Source organism: Tabrizicola flagellatus (genome assembly GCF_008271465.1).
GTDB classification, from domain to species: Bacteria; Pseudomonadota; Alphaproteobacteria; order Rhodobacterales; family Rhodobacteraceae; genus Tabrizicola; species Tabrizicola flagellata.
Map to the genome: position 1 here is coordinate 77,833 of NZ_VMDU01000003.1, position 14,403 is coordinate 92,235.

Here is a 14,403-nt window from a genome sequence, read left to right on the forward strand (position 1 = left end):
TCGCCGTCCCGTTGACTTGTCGTTTCCCCCTGTCTCGCGCCGTCGCGCGATTCAGGCAAATGAAACTTCGGGCCAGAGACGGGACAATCCGTTCCTGTTGCGGGATCAGGCCGCCCATTCCCAGGGGTTGGCGAACTGGCCCAGAACCGCAGAGACCGCCGCATCCTCGACCGGTGCGGATTTCTGCAACTGCGCCACAAGCCCGCGCTTCTTGTCCTCGACCACCGCGGCAACCCGCGCGGGCACTCCGGCTTCGGCCAGGGCCGCGTCGAAGGTGCGGGTGATCGCCAGCCGGCGCAGGTCGGGCTTGAAGACCTTTCCCACCGCAGTCTTGGGCAGTTCCGGCAGGATTTCCAGATATTTGGGAATGGCCGCCCTTTCGCTGATATGCTTTGCCGCATAGTCCATCAGGTCATCGACCGTAGCCGACTTGCCCTTCACCAGTTCGACATAGGCGCAGGGCAACTCTCCCGCGTGGGCATCGGGCTGGCCTATGGCGCCCACGAAACCCACTGCCTCGTGGCCCATCAGCGCCTCTTCGATGATCGCCGGGTCAATGTTGTGGCCGCCGCGAATGATCAGGTCCTTGGCCCGGCCGGTGATGAAGATGTAGCCGTCCGCGTCGATCCGACCGAGGTCGCCGGTGCGCAGGAAACGGCCATCGGCGAACAGCTCGCGGTTCTTGTCGGCCTCGGTGTAGGTCGAGCCCTCATAGACCCCGGGATTCGAGACGCAGATCTCGCCCACCTCGTCCACCGCGCATTCGCGAAAACCGATGGCGCCCTTCGAGGTCAGGATGCGGACCTGGGTGTAGGGGAAGGCCAACCCGACCGAGCCGATCTTCTTCACCCCGTCCGGCGGGTTGATCGAGACGAGGCAGGTGGCCTCGGTCAGGCCGTAACCTTCCACGATCTCGATGCCGGTTTCCTTCTTGAAGCGGTTGTAGAGTTCGACCGGCAGCGGAGAGGACCCCGAGAAGGCGTTCTTCAGGCTGGAGATGTCGGCATTGACCGGACGCTGCATCAGCGCCGCAAGCGCCGTGGGCACGGTGATGAGATAGGTCACCCGGTAGCGTTCGATCAGCCGCCAGAGGTTGTCGAATACGCCCTCGCCCCGATAGCCCTGCGGGGTCGGAAAGACCACATGCGCGCCCGAGCCGATCATCGACATCAGGATCGGATAGCAGGCGAAGACGTGGAAGAGCGGCAGCGGGCACATCACCACGTCGTCCGGCTTGAACAGGAGCGTGCTGCCCAGCCAGCCGTTGTAGATCATGCCGCTGGCCTTGTGCTGGGCCACCTTGGGCATGCCGGTGGTGCCGCCGGTGTGGAAATAGGCGGCGACGTGATCCTCGGTCCGGTCGGCGAAGGTCAGCTTGTCGGCCGGCATGCGCGCCAGTTCGGCGCGGAAATCCTTGATGTTCGCCGTGTGCTGCGGCGGGTTCTTCGGCCGGATCAAGGGCACGATGACCTTCTTCAGCCCCGAAAGGTAGGGCACGAGGTCCACCTCCAGCACGGTCTTGACCGAGGGCGCGAACTGGACCGCCTCGGAGACCTTCTGCGGCAGGTCGGTCTTGGGGAAGGCCTTCAGCGTGACGACGACCCTGGCATTCGTCTCGCGCAGGATGGCGCTGATCTTTTCCGGCTCGAGCAGCGGGTTGATCGGGTTCACGATGCCCGCGACCATTCCGCCCAGCAGGGTGATCACGGTCTCCATCGCATTGGGCAGGACGAAGGCGACCACGTCCTTTTCACCCACGCCAAGGCTGCGGAACAGGTTCGCAGCCTGCGTGACCTGCGCGTGCAATTCTGCCCAGGTCAGCGTGACCTTCTTCGTCTCGGGCCCGGAAAGCAGCTGATAGCTGACCGCCGGGCGGGCGCCGTGTCGGGCCTTGGCGCGGCCGAGATAGTCGTAGATCGACCGGGCCTGGCCACGATCGGCCCAGGGCATCTCTGCCTCGATCGCGCGCAGGTCCGCTGCGGTGGCGAATGACGTCATCGGTTCCTCCCCTTCCTGCCCGCTGTGACCGCAGGCTTCAGACGAACATGGGGGCGGGAAACTCGTTTGTGAAGCTGGTTTGTCCCGGTCACGCCTGTCGAGACGCGACGTCAGACCGATCCGTCGGTGAACTGGAGCCTGGCGAGACGGGCGTAGAGGCCATCCTCGGCGACCAGCTGGTCATGGGTTCCCTGTGCCACGATCCGCCCCTGGTCGAACACCACGATGCGGTCGGCGCGTTTCACCGTGGCCAGACGGTGCGCCACGACCAGCGTCGTGCGTCCCTCCGACAGCTTCTCGACCGCCGCCTGCACCAGCCGTTCGCTTTCGGCATCCAGTGCCGAGGTCGCCTCGTCCAGGAGCAGGATCGGCGCATCGCGCAGGATGGCCCGTGCAATCGCCACCCGCTGCTTCTGCCCGCCCGACAGCATGACGCCGCGCTCGCCCAGATAGCTGTCATAGCCCTGCGGCAGCGCGGTCAGGAAATCATGCGCGGCGGCGGCCTTCGCGGCGGCCTCCACCTCGGCATCCGAGGCGTCGAGGCGGCCAAAGCGGATGTTCTCTCGCGCAGAGGCGGCGAAGATCACCGGATCCTGCGGCACGAGCGCGATGGCCTGGCGGAAGTCGCCGCGCGCCATGTCGGGCAGGGCCACACCGTCCAGGGTGATCCGGCCGGATTGCGGATCGTAGAAGCGCATCAGGAGTTGCAGGATCGTCGTCTTGCCCGCGCCGGAGGGACCGACCAGCGCCACGGTTTCCCCCGGCTTAACATGCAGGCTGACCCCGTTCAGCGCCGAAGCCTCGGGCCGGGCCGGATAGCGGAAGGTCACGTCCTGAAAGCTGATCTCGCCGCGCACCGGGCGGGGCAGGGCGATTGGGCGGACCGGGTCCTGCACGGTATCCTCGGCCCCCAGCAGTTCCACCAGCCGCTCGGTCGCCCCGGCAGCCCGCTGGAGTTCTCCCCAGATCTCGGACAGGGCGCCCACGGCGCCGGCCACCATCACGGCATAGATCACGAACTGGATCAGGGCACCCACGGACATCGCATCGGCCCGCACGTCGCGCGCCCCGACCCAGAGGACGCCCACGATCCCGGCGAAGGTCAGGAAGATGACGATCACGGTCATCACCGCCCGTGTCCTGATCCGGGCCTTGGCCGCGGCAAAGCTCTTTTCGGTCACGTCGGCGAACTGGCTGCGTGTCGCGCCCTCATGGGTGAAGGCCTGCACGGTCTGCACCGAGAGCAGCGCCTCGGACGCCGCCCCCGAGGACGAGGCGATCCAGTCCTGGTTCTCGCGGGACAGCGCCCGCAGCCGACGGCCCAGCCCCACGATGGGCACGATGATCGCCGGAACGATCAGCAGGACCAGCCCGGTCAGCTTGGCCGAGGTCAGGAACATCAGCACCAGGCCACCCAGCAGGATCAGGACGTTGCGCAGGGCGACCGAGACCGAGGACCCGATGACCGACAGGATCAGCGTGGTGTCGGTCGTGATCCGGCTCAGGATCTCGCCGGTCAGGATGCGCTCGAAGAAGGCCGGGGACATGCCAAGCACGCGGTCGAACAGGGCGCGGCGGATGTCGGCCACCACCCGCTCGCCAAGGCGCGTGACGAGGTAGTAGCGAAAGCCGGTTCCGACGGCGAGCAGGGCGGCGATCCCCAGCGCGGCGGCGAAATACTGGTCCAAAAGGGCCGCGTTGGCATCATTGAACCCGTCGATCACCCGGCGAACCGCAAGCGGCAGGACAAGGCTGACCGATGCGGTCAGGACCAGCGCCAGCAGGGCCAGCGCGGCGAGCCCGCGATAGGGCCAGAGGAACGGCACCAGGCCGCGCAGCGCCCCCACCCGTTTCGACTTCGGCCGATCCTCCACCGATGATCTGTCCGCCATCCACCCGCCTCCGTTTTCGCGGACGGGTTTAGTCTGCCGCAGCCCAGGGGACAAGCACTCCTGCCCGCGACGAAGGGGTTGGGGCTTCCAAGCCGTCCCGCCTCGTGCCACCCTCGCGCCATGAGCAACACACAGCATTTCCGTGCCGAGGACGGTGCCCGGCTGGCCTACCGCGACGAAGGGGACGGCCTGCCGCTGCTTTGCCTGCCGGGCCTCACCCGCAGCATGGCCGATTTCGACTATGTCATGCCGCACCTGCCGCCGTTGCGGCTGATCCGCATGGACTACCGCGGTCGCGGCGCCAGCGACTGGACCGGAGCTGCAACCTACACCGTGGCGCAGGAGGCGCGGGATGCCCTGGCGCTTCTGGATCATCTGGGGGTAGGGAAGGCCGCGATCCTGGGCACCTCGCGCGGCGGGCTGATCGGCATGCTTCTTGGTGCAACGGCGCGCGATCGGGTGCGGGGGCTGTGCCTCAACGATGTCGGCCCCGAGATCGCCCGCGACGGGCTGACCCGCATCTTCGACTATGTCGGCCGCAATCCGGCCGGCAAGACCCACGAGGGCTTTGCCGAACTGCTCTCGCGCTCTCCCGGCTTTGCAGGTGTGCCGATGTCGCGCTGGCTGGCGGAGGCACGCAAACACGCCGTGGAAACCCCGCAGGGCCTGCGCATCCCCTACGATCCCACCCTGCGCGAGGCCTTCCTCGCCGCCTTCGAGGGTCCGCCGGTGGACCTCTGGCCGCTGTTCGACGCGCTGGCCGGACTGCCGCTTGCTCTGATCCGGGGCGCGAATTCCGACCTGCTGACACGGGAGACGGTCGCGGAGATGCGCGCCCGCCGTCCCGACATGGCCTATGCCGAGCTGCCTGGGCGCGCCCACATTCCCTTTCTCGACGAACCCGAGGCGGTCGATCTGATCCGCCGTTTCCTGGCGGGCCTCGCATGACCGACATTGCCCTGATCGAGACCGCCGCCGCCCGACTTGCCGGCCATGTGCGCCGCACGCCGCTGTTGCATGCCCCGCTTCTCGACCGGCTGGCGGGACGGCGGGTGCTGGTCAAGGCCGAATGTCTGCAACTGACCGGCAGCTTCAAGGCCCGCGGCGGCTGGTCGGCGATCTCGGCCCTGCCAGGGGAGGCGCGGGCGCGGGGCGTGATCGCCTATTCCTCGGGCAATCATGCGCAAGGCGTCGCCCATGCCGCCGCCCGGCATGGCTGCCCCTGCGTGATCCTGATGCCCTCCGACGCGCCGCAGGTGAAGATATCGAACACCAGGGCCTACGGTGCCGAGGTCGTGCTCTATGACCGCGCGACCCAGGACCGCGACGCGTTGGGCGCGGAGATCGCCGAGCGGCGCGGGCTGACCCTGATCCGACCCTACGACGACCCGCAGGTCATCGCCGGGCAGGGCACGGTGGGTCTCGAAATCGCCGAACAGGCCGCCGACGCCGAGGTGGAGCGCGCCGACGTGCTGGTCTGTTGCGGCGGTGGCGGGTTGACGGCCGGGGTGGCGCTGGCCCTGGCCGACCGGGCGCCGGGCCTGCGGGTGCGGACCTGCGAACCCGAGGGTTTCGACGACATGGCGCGCTCGCTGGCCTCGGGCCGGGCCGAGCGCAACGCGGCCAGCTCGGGCTCGATCTGCGACGCGATCCTTACGCCAGCGCCGGGGGCGCTGACCCTGCCGGTCCTGTCCCGGCTTGCCGGGCCGGGGCTGGCCGTCAGCGACGAACAGGCCCTGCAGGCGATGGTGCTGGCCTTCACCCACCTGCGCATCGTGCTGGAGCCCGGCGGCGCGGTCGCCCTGGCCGCGGCGCTTTTCGCCAAGGATCTACCCGCGACTGTGATTGCCGTCGCAACCGGCGGCAACGTCGATCCGGCCCTCTTCGCGCGGGCCCTGGACCGCTTTGCATGACCCTGGTCTGGCTTGCCGATCTGCGGCTGAATGCCGAACTGTCCGGTCCCTCAACCGCTCCGCCCGTGGTGCTGATCCACGGCCTCGGCCTGGACGCCAGGGTCTGGCAGGCGCTGATGCCTTCGCTTGTCGGGCACCCCGTCCTGCGGCTGGACCTGCGCGGTCACGGCGGCTCGGATACCCCGCACGCGCCTTATGCCATGGGCGCGCTCATCCGTGATGTCGAACGTCTGATCGACCATTTCGGACTGACCGGGACCGTGGTCCTGGGGGCCGGAGAAGGCGGGCTGATCGCCCAGGGTCTTGCCATCAAGCGGCTGGATCTGGTGCGGGGTCTTGTCCTGACCGGCTCGGCCACGCGCTTCGCCAACCCCTCGGTCTGGGAAACGCGCCTGGCGCGGCTGCGCGATGGCGGCCCTGACCTGGAGGCGGACTGCGCTGCCCTGCTCGGCCCGCGCTGGCGCCAGTCTCCCGTGCTGGCCGAGGTCCGCGCCATGCTGGAGACCACGCGCCCCGACGGCTGGACCGGCTTCGCCGCTGCCATCGCCACCGCCGATTTCTACAAGACCACCGCCACCCTGCGACTGCCGACCCTGGTCCTCGCCGGCGGCAACGACCGCAAGACCCCACCCGACCTGCAACGCGAACTGGCCGATCTCGTTCCGGGCGCGGGCTTCCACCTGATCCGCGGCGGCGGTCATCTGGCCATGCTGACCCACACAGCCGGGTTCTCCGAGCCTCTCCTCGGCTTTCTCGGTGCGATCGGCCATCGGTGATTTATACGTTTCCTGCATTCTTGGCGCTCATTGCCCCTTATCGTGCCACTGCTCTGCATTTTTCCAACATCAGGCGATGTTCTGCTGCCTCCGATACCTCCAATTCACCTCTGTCTTGTCCGCGTCACACCCTGTCGCTGCTGAAGGGTCACCTTGCCCCCGAACCTCCTAGCTTGCCCTTTGCGAAATACTCCACGGGGGTGCGGGGGTGTGAAACCCCCGCTTCCAGGCCAGCAAGAGGGCGCGGCACATGAAACTCAAGGACCTCGAGATCTTCGTCGTCGCCCCGCCCTTTCCGGGCTGGGGCGGCCGCTACTGGATCTTCCCGAAGCTCACCACGGACACCGGCATCACCGGCTACGGCGAATGCTACGCCTCGACTGTCGGACCGAAGGCGATGCGCGCCGTGATCGAGGATGTGTTCGAACGCCACATGGCCGGCGAGAGCCCGGAAAACATCGAGCTGATGTTCCGCCGCGCCTATTCCGCCGGCTTTACCCAGCGCCCGGATCCCACGGTGATGGGCGCTTTCGCGGGGTTGGAGATCGCCTGCTGGGACATCCTGGGCAAGGCCAGGAACCGTCCGGTCTGGGCTCTTCTTGGCGGGCGGATGAACGACCGGATCCGCAGCTATACCTATCTATATCCCGAGCCCGGAAAGGAATCGGCCGAGTTCTGGGTCAGCCCCGATGCCGCCGCGGAGGCGGCGCTGCGGTTCATGAATCTGGGCTTCACCGCGGTGAAGTTCGACCCGGCCGGCCCCTACACGATCCGCGGCGGGCATGAGCCGGCGATGTCCGACATCACCCGTTCGGTCGCCTTCTGCAAGGCGATCCGCGCGGCGGTGGGCGACCGGGTGGACCTGCTGTTCGGGACGCATGGCCAGTTCTCCACCCCCGGCGCGATCCGGCTGGGGCGGGAGCTGGAGCCCTACAACCCGCTCTGGTACGAAGAGCCGATCCCGCCCGACAACCTGCTGGAATTCGCCGAGGTGGCGAAATCGCTCCGTGTGCCGCTGGCGACCGGCGAGCGGCTGACCACCAAGGCGGAATTCGGCACGCTGTTGCGGGCGGGCGGGGTCAAGATCCTGCAGCCGGCGCTGGGCCGGGTCGGCGGGATCTGGGAGGCCAAGAAGATCGCCGCCATGGCCGAGATCTTCAATGCGCAGATGGCGCCGCACCTTTACGCCGGGCCGGTGGAATGGGCGGCGAACGTGCACCTGTCGGCCTCGATCCCGAACCTGCTGATCGCCGAGACGATCGAGACCGGCGGCGCCTTCCACCAGAAACTGATCCGCAACACGATCCGCTGGGAGGACGGCTACATCCTGCCGCCCGAGGCGCCTGGCCTCGGGATCGAGTTCGACGAGGACGTGGCCCGCGCCCATCCCTTCACCGGGACGGGGCTGCACCTGCAGATGCAGGAGGCGCCCTGCGACTATCGCCACGGCAACCGCTTCGAGGGCGGGGCGCCGAGCAGCAAGACCTGACGGCCGCCTTCGCGAGCACTTCGTGCACTCGTCGGGACCTGCCGCGAGGCGTGCCTGAAATGCGCGACGAGCGATTCCCGGAAATGGCGGGCCCAGAAGGACTCGAACCCTCAACCTCGGACTTAGAAGGTCCTTGCTCTATCCAGTTGAGCTATGGGCCCGCGCGACGCCCTTTTGGGCCAAGCCGCAGGGTCAGGCAAGCACCTTCGTCATGAAGATCGAGTTCGGGTCGTCCCAGTAGCCCTCGAAGGGCGGGCAGTCCTCGAACCCGGCGCGGGCATAGAGCGCGCGCGCGGCGGTGAATGTGGGCTGCACCCCGGTCTCGAGGCTCAGCCGACGGTAGCCGTCGGCCCGGGCGCTGGCGACGAGGTGGTCGAGCATCGCCTTCGACAGGCCGCGGCCCCGCGCCTCGGCCAGGACATGCATCGACTTGATCTCGGCATGGGTGGCGTCGATCCGCTTGTAGGCGCCCATGGCCAGCGCCACCCCGTCCTCGCGCAGGACGAAGAAGCGGATGCCCGGCGCGGCGAGGGCGCCCTTGTCCATCATGTGGATCGATTCGGGCGGCGTGTCGGCATGCATGTCGGCGGTATGGCGCTGGAACAGGAGCGCCAGGTCCGGCGTCAGCGGATCTTCCTCGGCAATGGTGATCGTCATCTTCGGTCCCTCCGCCGCCTTCCTGCCCGTGCTTGCCTCGACTGGCAAGCAGAACCCCGCCGCGGCGCGTCAGGTCTGGAAATTCCTGTTTCATGTTGCCGGTAGATTCAGCCAAGGTCTGTTCATTCGCCGATCGGAGATTGCCGATGCGCGCTGCCCTCGCCGCACTAGTCCTTCTGGCGTCGCCGCTTTCCGCCGAGACCCGCCAGCACGGCAACGTCATCCTCGATCTGCCCCAGGGCTGGAGCCCCGGCGGAACCTTGGACGGCGGGACCCTCGTCCTGACCTCGGGCTTGCCCGAAGACAGCTGTCCCGCCTGCCGAATCTATGTCACGCCCGGGGAGAGGGCCGGCGGTAGGGTTGACGACTGGATCGCCGGCCAGGTCCGCCGCTTCCTTTATCGCGACGAAGACCCGGCCGGAATCGAACGCCTGTCGGGCCCGTCGCTTGTCAACCTGAAGGGGCGTCCCGCAGCTGTCATGGGGCAGAAGATCGACGGCCGTCTGCAGGTGCTTTTCGCGGTGCAGCTGTTCGGCCGGATGGAGCTGATCGGCTTCGAGGCCGCAGCCGCCGATGCCGACCGCGCCGCCGCGGCGATGCGCGTGTTCGAGCGCGACGTGGTGCCGATGATGGAGCGTGCGCGCTTCGTTTCCGAAGGCGCCGCCCCGCTTCTGCCCGCTCCGCAGCCCGGCGCCCTTGAAGGCGTCTGGTGGGGCACCTCGACCTGGTGGAGCGTCGGCCTCGACGCGATGCTGAAGATGGAGATCGACCATCACTGGCTGACCTTCTGGCGCGACGGCACATTCTACCGCGGCACGCCTCCCCTCGGCACCGCCCCCTTCGACCCGCCGGAGCGATTGGCCGTCGGCGACATGGACTGGGGCAGCTACCGGCTGGACGGCGACCGGCTCACCCTGTCCTACGCCTCGGGAGAGACCGAGACCTACAGTGTCGCGGACGGGAGACTGACGCTTGGCGACCGTGTGCTGGACCGGGTCGAGCTTCTGGCCGACGGCACCAGGATCGACGGCACGGTTTCGACGCTGTTCGCCACCGGCTTCACGCCGGGCATCGGCATGTCGGGCGGCGGCATGACCGCCATGACGGACACCCGCTACCGGCGGGACGGGACCTGGACCTATGGTTCCTATGCCGGCGCCTCGGCCAGTTTCGACAACGGGAGCGGCTTCGCCACCGGCTCCGAGAGGTCGGAGGAAGGAAGGTACGAGGTCAGGAACGGATTGATCCTGCTTTACGGAAAGGACGGTCGCGTCCTGGCGTCGGACTACATCTTCAAGGCCGGCGGAACGATCTGGATCGGGTCCGAGACCCTGGAATGACCTAGTGCGTCCAGGCGCCCTTGCGGTCGGTCGCGAAGTTCTCGCCATAGCCGCGCGGGCGGATGTTGGCCTTGCGCGCTTTCGGCTCGATCACGTCGTAGTCAAGCCCGTGGTCCGTGGCATAGGCCTCGGCGGCCTCGCGCGTCTCGAAGCGCAGGCGGACCTGGGACTGGGTGTCGGTGGAAGAGGTCCAGCCCATCAGCGGGTCGATCTCGCGCTTCGAGGCGGGGGCGAATTCCAGCACCCAGGTGTGGGTCTTGGCGGTTCCCGACTGCATGGCGGTCTTGGCGGGCTGGTAGATGCGGGCGCGCATGGGCTGCTCCTTCGGATTTGACCCGTGTTATTCCGAAGCTTAGGGAAAAGCGCAAGCGCGAGATTGCCGGGAAAGGACTGCCGGTCGGCATCGACGAGTGTGGGTGGGGTGGGGTTCGAGGCCGACCGGCAGGGTCAGTTGCTGCTTGCCCCTTCACATTGGCCGATCCGCGCGGCGGAATCAACTGGAAGTTGTGCGCTGGGGAGGAATTTTCCTTCGGGCCGCTGGGGCAGGGGCTGGCGCCGCCTCAGGCCGGAGCGCGTTCCAGCCGGGCGATGTGATAGCGGTTGTAGGTCCGGAAGGCCTCGGACGTGCGCGCGGTTCCGGTCAGGCGCTGCATCAGGTTCTCGCGCCGCTTGCGCGACAGGAAGAGGCCGATCATCCGCCCGAGCGCCCAATGCGCCATCGGCCGCTTGCGGTGCAGTTCCTCGGACACCCGGGTCACGCCATGGCCGAGCACATGGAACAGCCGCTGTTCCAGGTCGATCGAGGGCGCGACGGCGTCGGTGATGTCCTCTTCGGCGGCCAGCACATAGCCCGTTTCGCGCACCGCCGCGTGGAAGGCCGCGATCTGGTGGCCGCCGCCGGGTTGGGGGCCGTGGACGGCGCGGCCGCGATAGGCCTCGGTGCGGAAGCAGTCGGCGATCAGCACCTGCCCGCCGGGGGCAAGTAGCCGGGCGCATTTCGGCAGGCTTTCGCCCAGCGGGATGTACTGGAAGCTTTCCGAAAAGAGGCAGAGGTCGAAGGGGCCGGTGCCCTGGAACGCCTCGAAGGTGCATTCGTGGACGGTCGCGCCCGGCGCGTTCGCGCGGCAGCGGGCGGCGAGAAAGGGCGAGGGCACCACGATCTCGACCGAATGGCCGAGTGCGAGGAGTTTCTTTGCCGTCTCGCCCGCGCCGCCGCCGATGTCGAGGATGCGGAGCCGTCCTTCGGGCAGGTAGCCGAAGAGCTTTGCAGTGTAATTGTCCTGTGCCGCGCGGAGGTTGCCCGCTGTCACCTCAAGGCCGGTCCACAGCCCGTAATGCAGGTTCTCGGCCCCGGTCAGCCAGCGGATGAAGGCGAGCCCCACGTCCAGCCCCACCGCGCGCGTGTCGATCTTGTCTGCCATCATGCACCTCTTGGTCCCCCGCTTACCGACTTGCCCCCGTCGGGGCAACCTTGCCCTGCGGATTGGCGCTTGAAGGTGAACAAAAACGGATCAACTCTGGCCTGTCCCGAGTCGCGAAGGCCCGCCCGATGCCGCACAACAATTCCAACGCCCTGACCGAACGCCCGGAGGTCCTGACCAAGCCCAAGCTCGAGGGCGGGCGGCGGTTCGTCATGCAGACGCCGTTCCAGCCGGCGGGCGACCAGCCGACCGCGATCGCCGAGCTGACCGCCGGTATCCTGAGCGGTGAACGGGACCAGGTGCTTCTGGGCGCGACCGGCACCGGCAAGACCTTCACCATGGCCAAGGTGATCGAGGCCACCCAGCGCCCGGCCATCATCCTCGCGCCCAACAAGACGCTGGCCGCGCAATTATACGGGGAATTCAAGGGCTTCTTCCCCGACAACGCGGTGGAATACTTCGTTTCCTACTACGACTACTACCAGCCCGAGGCCTATGTGCCGCGGACCGACACCTATATCGAGAAGGAAAGCCAGATCAACGAACAGATCGACCGGATGCGCCATTCGGCCACCCGGGCGCTTCTGGAACGCGACGATGTCATCATCGTCGCCTCGGTCAGCTGCATCTACGGCATCGGCTCGGTCGAGACCTATTCGGCGATGACGGTCGATCTGGTGGTTGGCCGGCTTTACGACCAGCGCAAGGTGATGGCCGATCTGGTGGCGCAGCAGTATCGCCGGCTGGACGGCGCCTTCCAGCGCGGCGCCTTCCGGGTGCGGGGCGACAGCCTGGAGGTCTGGCCGGCGCACCTTGAGGACCGCGCCTGGCGGTTTTCCTTCTTCGGCGAGGAGCTGGAGGCGATCACCGAGTTCGATCCGCTGACCGGGGCAAAGACCGACAGCTTCAAGCAGATCCGCATCTACGCCAACAGCCACTACGTCACCCCGCGCCCGACGTTGCAACAGGCGATCAAGGGGATCAGGGAGGAACTGTTCCACCGGCTCAAGCAGTTGCAGTCCGAGGGAAAACTGCTCGAGGCGCAGCGCCTGGAACAGCGCACCAACTTCGACCTCGAGATGCTGGAGGCGACGGGGTCCTGCGCGGGGATCGAGAACTATTCGCGCTATCTGACCGGGCGCGCGCCCGGTGAGCCGCCGCCGACCCTGTTCGAATTCATCCCCGACAATGCCATCGTCTTCGCCGACGAAAGCCACGTCAGCGTGCCGCAGATCGGCGGCATGTATCGCGGCGACTTCCGGCGCAAGTTCACGCTGGCCGAACACGGGTTCCGGCTGCCTTCCTGCATGGACAACCGCCCGCTCAAGTTCGAGGAATGGGACGCGATGCGCCCGCAATCGGTCTTCGTCTCGGCCACCCCCGCCGCCTGGGAGCTGGAACAGACCGGCGGTGTCTTCACCGAACAGGTGATCCGACCCACGGGCCTTCTGGACCCGGTGGTCGAAATCCGCCCCGTCGAGATGCAGGTGGACGACCTTCTGGACGAGATCCGGAAAGTGTCGGCAAAGGGCCTCAGGACGCTGGTCACGGTGCTGACCAAGCGCATGGCCGAGGACCTGACGGACTATCTGCACGAACAGGGCATCCGGGTGCGCTACATGCATTCCGACATCGACACGATCGAGCGCATCGAGATCCTGCGCGATCTGCGGCTGGGGGCCTTCGACGCGCTGGTAGGCATCAACCTGTTGCGAGAGGGGCTGGACATCCCGGAATGCGGGCTGGTGGCGATCCTCGATGCGGACAAGGAGGGGTTCCTGCGGTCCGAGACGAGCCTGATCCAGACCATCGGCCGCGCGGCGCGGAACGCCGAGGGCCGGGTCATCATGTATGCCGACCGGATCACCGGCAGCATGGAGCGGGCACTCGCCGAGACCAACCGGCGGCGCGAGAAGCAGATGGCCTACAACCTGGAACACGGCATCACGCCCGAGACGGTGAAGAAGAACGTCGAGGATGTGCTCGCGGGCCTCTGGCAGGGCGACACCGATCAGAGCCGGATCACGACGAAGGTGGACAAGCCCCTGGTCGGGTCCAATCTGGCGGCACATCTCGACGCGCTGCGCACCCAGATGCGCAAGGCCGCCGAGAACCTTGAGTTCGAGGAGGCCGCCCGCCTGCGCGACGAGATCAAGCGGCTGGAGGCGGTGGAGCTGGCCGTGGCCGACGATCCCTTCGCCCGGCAGGATGTGATCGAGGAGGCCGTCAGCGAGGCGGTGAAGCGGACCGGGCGCTCGACGGCCGGGCGGGCCGGGCAGCGCGGCGGCAAGCGGTCGCGCGGGCGCGGCTGAAGGGATCGACAGGGACAGGCAGCATGGCCAATCACGACTACACGACGCGCATCCTGTGGACCGGCAACCGGGGCGAGGGGACGGCGCATTACCGCGCCTACGACCGCACCTGGGACATCGCGGTGCCGGGCAAGGCGCCGGTCCACTGTTCCAACGACCCGCTTCTGGGCGGCGATCCGGCGAAGATGAACCCGGAGGACCTGCTGTTGTCGGCGCTCTCGGCCTGTCACATGCTGTGGTATCTCCATTATGCCAGCGACGCGGGGATCGTGGTGACCGGGTATTCCGACAGCCCGCTGGGGGTGGGCGAGGTCGGGCGCGGCGGCGCGGGGCGGTTCGTGAAGGTGACGCTGCGGCCGCATGTCGTGGTGACGCCGGGGACGGACCTTGCGGCGGCCGAGGCGATCCACCACCGGATCCACGAGGTCTGCTTCATCGCCCGGTCGGTGAACTTTCCGGTGGATTACGCGCCGACCTTCGAGGTCCAGGCGTAACGCTCGTCGCAGGCTGCGCCGCTCCTCGCCGGGCGGCCCGCGACGACACGCCGAAGGCGCGGGAGGAGCCGTCACGGGCGCGACATCCGATGTCGCAAACCGGACGGTTTG

12 protein-coding genes and 1 tRNA gene are annotated in these 14,403 nt (G+C 67.6%); 7 read left to right on the top strand and 6 right to left on the bottom strand.

Annotated elements, in window-relative coordinates; translation table 11 throughout:
* Positions 1-105: 105 nt before the first annotated feature.
* Positions 106-1,998 carry an acyl-CoA synthetase gene (locus FL625_RS06270; protein WP_149587794.1) on the bottom strand — a complete coding sequence of 631 codons (1,893 nt, stop codon included), beginning with the start codon at positions 1,996-1,998 and terminating at the stop codon, positions 106-108.
* A 110-nt stretch (positions 1,999-2,108) separates the two neighbouring features.
* Positions 2,109-3,890: an ABC transporter transmembrane domain-containing protein gene (locus tag FL625_RS06275; protein ID WP_200833895.1), complete on the bottom strand. Its 1,782-nt coding sequence runs from the start codon at positions 3,888-3,890 to the stop codon at positions 2,109-2,111.
* Positions 3,891-4,010: 120 nt separating this feature from the next.
* Between FL625_RS06275 and FL625_RS06280 the strand changes: the two genes are divergently transcribed.
* From FL625_RS06280 to FL625_RS06295, 4 genes are all read left to right on the top strand, one after another.
* On the top strand, positions 4,011-4,838 hold the full coding sequence (locus tag FL625_RS06280) for an alpha/beta fold hydrolase (RefSeq protein WP_149587795.1): 828 nt from the start codon (positions 4,011-4,013) through the stop codon (positions 4,836-4,838).
* Entirely contained in the window at positions 4,835-5,803 is a 969-nt protein-coding gene (locus FL625_RS06285; RefSeq protein ID WP_149587796.1) for a threonine ammonia-lyase, read from the top strand. Before FL625_RS06280 ends, FL625_RS06285 begins: the two co-directional genes overlap by 4 nt.
* Positions 5,800-6,579 (top strand): alpha/beta fold hydrolase, encoded by a 780-nt coding sequence (locus FL625_RS06290; protein ID WP_149587797.1) that lies wholly within the window; start codon positions 5,800-5,802, stop codon positions 6,577-6,579. Before FL625_RS06285 ends, FL625_RS06290 begins: the two co-directional genes overlap by 4 nt.
* Positions 6,580-6,829: 250 nt before the next feature.
* Positions 6,830-8,068 carry a mandelate racemase/muconate lactonizing enzyme family protein gene (locus FL625_RS06295; RefSeq protein ID WP_149587798.1) on the top strand — a complete coding sequence of 413 codons (1,239 nt, stop codon included), beginning with the start codon at positions 6,830-6,832 and terminating at the stop codon, positions 8,066-8,068.
* Positions 8,069-8,152: 84 nt separating this feature from the next.
* Here the strand turns inward: FL625_RS06295 and FL625_RS06300 are convergent.
* Together FL625_RS06300 and FL625_RS06305 are read right to left on the bottom strand one after the other, a co-directional pair.
* Positions 8,153-8,229 (bottom strand) — tRNA-Arg (locus FL625_RS06300).
* 31 nt (positions 8,230-8,260) lie between these two features.
* Complete coding sequence (locus FL625_RS06305; RefSeq protein ID WP_149587799.1) at positions 8,261-8,725, bottom strand: GNAT family N-acetyltransferase; 465 nt, start codon at positions 8,723-8,725, stop codon at positions 8,261-8,263.
* Positions 8,726-8,871: 146 nt separating this feature from the next.
* Between FL625_RS06305 and FL625_RS06310 the strand changes: the two genes are divergently transcribed.
* Positions 8,872-10,065 (top strand): copper resistance protein NlpE, encoded by a 1,194-nt coding sequence (locus FL625_RS06310; RefSeq protein ID WP_149587800.1) that lies wholly within the window; start codon positions 8,872-8,874, stop codon positions 10,063-10,065.
* Between the two features lies 1 nt (position 10,066).
* Here the strand turns inward: FL625_RS06310 and FL625_RS06315 are convergent, their stop codons facing one another.
* Both FL625_RS06315 and FL625_RS06320 read right to left on the bottom strand, forming a co-directional pair.
* Positions 10,067-10,378, bottom strand: a complete 312-nt coding sequence (locus FL625_RS06315; protein WP_149587801.1) for an ETC complex I subunit — start codon at positions 10,376-10,378, stop codon at positions 10,067-10,069.
* A 247-nt stretch (positions 10,379-10,625) separates the two neighbouring features.
* A complete protein-coding gene (locus tag FL625_RS06320) occupies positions 10,626-11,486 on the bottom strand; it encodes a class I SAM-dependent methyltransferase (protein ID WP_235019336.1) in 861 nt (286 codons plus the stop codon).
* A 128-nt stretch (positions 11,487-11,614) separates the two neighbouring features.
* Here FL625_RS06320 and uvrB point away from each other — a divergent pair, with 128 nt between their 5' ends.
* Entirely contained in the window at positions 11,615-13,798 is a 2,184-nt protein-coding gene (gene uvrB / locus FL625_RS06325; RefSeq protein WP_149587803.1) for an excinuclease ABC subunit UvrB, read from the top strand.
* A 23-nt stretch (positions 13,799-13,821) separates the two neighbouring features.
* On the top strand, positions 13,822-14,292 hold the full coding sequence (locus FL625_RS06330) for an OsmC family protein (protein ID WP_149587804.1): 471 nt from the start codon (positions 13,822-13,824) through the stop codon (positions 14,290-14,292).
* Positions 14,293-14,403 lie beyond the last annotated feature (111 nt).

Coding starts and splice junctions, on each gene's coding strand:
- FL625_RS06305 (WP_149587799.1), bottom strand. CDS start 8,725: ATGACGATCACCATTGCCGAGGAAGATCCGCTGACGCCGGACCTGGCG.
- FL625_RS06315 (WP_149587801.1), bottom strand. CDS start 10,378: ATGCGCGCCCGCATCTACCAGCCCGCCAAGACCGCCATGCAGTCGGGA.
- FL625_RS06280 (WP_149587795.1), top strand. CDS start 4,011: ATGAGCAACACACAGCATTTCCGTGCCGAGGACGGTGCCCGGCTGGCC.
- uvrB (WP_149587803.1), top strand. CDS start 11,615: ATGCCGCACAACAATTCCAACGCCCTGACCGAACGCCCGGAGGTCCTG.
- FL625_RS06290 (WP_149587797.1), top strand. CDS start 5,800: ATGACCCTGGTCTGGCTTGCCGATCTGCGGCTGAATGCCGAACTGTCC.
- FL625_RS06275 (WP_200833895.1), bottom strand. CDS start 3,890: ATGGCGGACAGATCATCGGTGGAGGATCGGCCGAAGTCGAAACGGGTG.
- FL625_RS06295 (WP_149587798.1), top strand. CDS start 6,830: ATGAAACTCAAGGACCTCGAGATCTTCGTCGTCGCCCCGCCCTTTCCG.
- FL625_RS06310 (WP_149587800.1), top strand. CDS start 8,872: ATGCGCGCTGCCCTCGCCGCACTAGTCCTTCTGGCGTCGCCGCTTTCC.
- FL625_RS06320 (WP_235019336.1), bottom strand. CDS start 11,486: ATGGCAGACAAGATCGACACGCGCGCGGTGGGGCTGGACGTGGGGCTC.
- FL625_RS06330 (WP_149587804.1), top strand. CDS start 13,822: ATGGCCAATCACGACTACACGACGCGCATCCTGTGGACCGGCAACCGG.
- FL625_RS06285 (WP_149587796.1), top strand. CDS start 4,835: ATGACCGACATTGCCCTGATCGAGACCGCCGCCGCCCGACTTGCCGGC.
- FL625_RS06270 (WP_149587794.1), bottom strand. CDS start 1,998: ATGACGTCATTCGCCACCGCAGCGGACCTGCGCGCGATCGAGGCAGAG.